This is a genomic window from bacterium, from assembly GCA_026416715.1.
Taxonomy (GTDB): Bacteria; UBP4; UBA4092; order JAOAEQ01; family JAOAEQ01; genus JAOAEQ01.
On record JAOAEQ010000064.1, the window covers coordinates 1 to 506 of the forward strand.

The 506-nt window shown below is 40.5% G+C and carries 1 protein-coding gene; it reads left to right on the plus strand.

The annotated features are described in order from the left end of the window. Window positions 1–450: excinuclease ABC subunit UvrA (locus N3A72_12495; protein MCX7920394.1), on the plus strand; the 450-nt coding region annotated here is incomplete at its 5' end. Window positions 451–506: the final 56 nt, after the last annotated feature.

Sequence of the window (506 nt, forward strand, 5' to 3'; positions counted from 1 at the left end):
GTGTCGGTAGCGATTGAATTTTTCACTCACCATCCGTCATTAAGAGATAAACTGCAAACTATTGAAGACGTGGGGCTTGGATATATTCGACTTGGACAACCAGCGCCAACACTTTCCGGTGGTGAAGCGCAACGGGTAAAACTTGCCGCTGAATTATCAAAGCGATCAACAGGACGAACAGTATATATTTTAGATGAACCAACCACTGGTCTTCATTTTGCTGATTTAGAAAAACTTCTGTCAGTGCTTCATAAACTTACAGAAAAAGGAAATACCGTTATTGTAATTGAACACAACCTTGACATTATCAAAAACGCAGACTGGATTATTGATTTAGGACCAGAAGGCGGGGACCATGGGGGAGAAGTTATCGCCACAGGAACACCAGAAGATATCGCAAAAACGAAACACTCCTACACAGGACAGTTTCTTAAAAAACTTCTTGCGTGACCATTTCTAGATGTTCATTCGTAAACTTTGTAGAATGAAACTATTCATGAAAGCTC